1 pseudogene is annotated in these 1,502 nt (G+C 39.9%); it reads right to left on the reverse strand.

The annotated features are described in order from the left end of the window. Positions 1-64: 64 nt before the first annotated feature. Positions 65-1,255, reverse strand: a pseudogene (locus F6K22_RS43315) (RNA-guided endonuclease InsQ/TnpB family protein). Positions 1,256-1,502: the final 247 nt, after the last annotated feature.

A 1,502-nucleotide genomic window follows, 5' to 3' on the forward strand; every position in this document is an offset into this window, starting at 1 on the left:
TCATTTTAATGTTTATTTCCTGCTGTACGGACGTTGCATGCAACGTCCCTAAGGCCGTTGGCGGTTACTCATCCACAGGCATTGACGGGTCTTGCCCGACCGCATTTCTTGAGTGCGTCTTATATTCTGTTCGCGGAGCGTTTCCGCAGGAAATGGAGACCTCACCAATTAGCACTCGCTCTCTCATGCTTATACTGGCGTTTAAATCTTGGCGAAGATTGAGAATCCACATTCTGGGCAATCATAAGTTCTCATATCCAAAGGCATATCTTGGATATGACCACACCTATTGCAAGTTTTTGATGACGGAAAAAATCTATCAACTACCCAGAGCTTCAGAACCGTACCATTCGCACTTATACTGTAGCTGTCGCCTGAATTCATAAAATCACTATCTGCTAACTGATTTAGCTAGCTTATGATTGGCTAACATACCGCGAACATTGTCATACTTCTATGACAACACTGCCGTGGTTTTGGGCTAAGTATGTTGTCAATTTATGAAGTGCGTCTTTACGGATGTTTCGCTGCGCGACATGAAAAGCTACTTTTCCATGCAATCTAGCTATCTTCAGTTGTGCCGCCCTCCAGTTAGCAGAACCTATCTCTTTATGACGATTTAGGTATTGCATTCTAGACAACTTAGCTGTCATACTCTGGTACGAGCTCACACTCTCAAATACTTTCCCATCACTTAATGTAGCTAAGGTTTTCACACCTAAATCTACACCAACTACATCAGTTTTTTTTGGTGTAGTTGTAGCATGAAATTCATAGCTACAGCTCAGATACCAGTCACCTGCTTGTCTACTAATGGTGATTTTTTTGGTTGTTGCCTCACTCTTGTTCATAAGTTTTGACAATTGCCTTTAAAAGGTAATTTGTGACTCCATCCGTTTAATTCTATTGGTTTTCCACTGGTTTTCAATGGTAAAAGAATCAGACTTACCTTTTTTCTTAAATCTTGGATACTTACAAGGGCCCTTGAAAGAACCTCTTAAATGCCTCACCTAAGTGGATGAAAGCGTATTGATAAACTCGCTTACGACAACTTTTTCATCCAGGGTATTAGTGGTTTTGTATGTAAGGTAAAAACCTCTCTTAGTTTACGGGCATTGGGTTTATAACCATCTTTATAAGCTGCATTCCACAAGCTTAAACCCCAATTATAACACCATCTGCTATAACCTGTGTGTTGAGCCATCAAGGTTTTCTGTTTGTTATTCAGTTTGAGCTTGGTATGAATTGATTTCATGTATGACTGAGTGCAGTTTACCTAAGTTGTAAGCAATTGGTTTCGTATTTTATCGTTATTCTTTGATTAAGTCAATGCTCTGGTAACTCTTTTTTTAGTTTCTAACTGTGATTTTCGGGCGGCCAGAGATAACTATCGTATTATACTGCTTTATAAGGTAAATTATTAACTAGGTCAAAACTCTAAGGAGTTCTGATAGGGCCGCTTGGCCTAGAAGTATCCGGCTTACTTAAACTCCGAACAGGTG

It is taken from the genome of Okeania sp. SIO2F4 (genome assembly GCF_010672385.1).
In the GTDB taxonomy this organism is placed as follows: domain Bacteria; phylum Cyanobacteriota; class Cyanobacteriia; order Cyanobacteriales; family Microcoleaceae; genus Trichodesmium.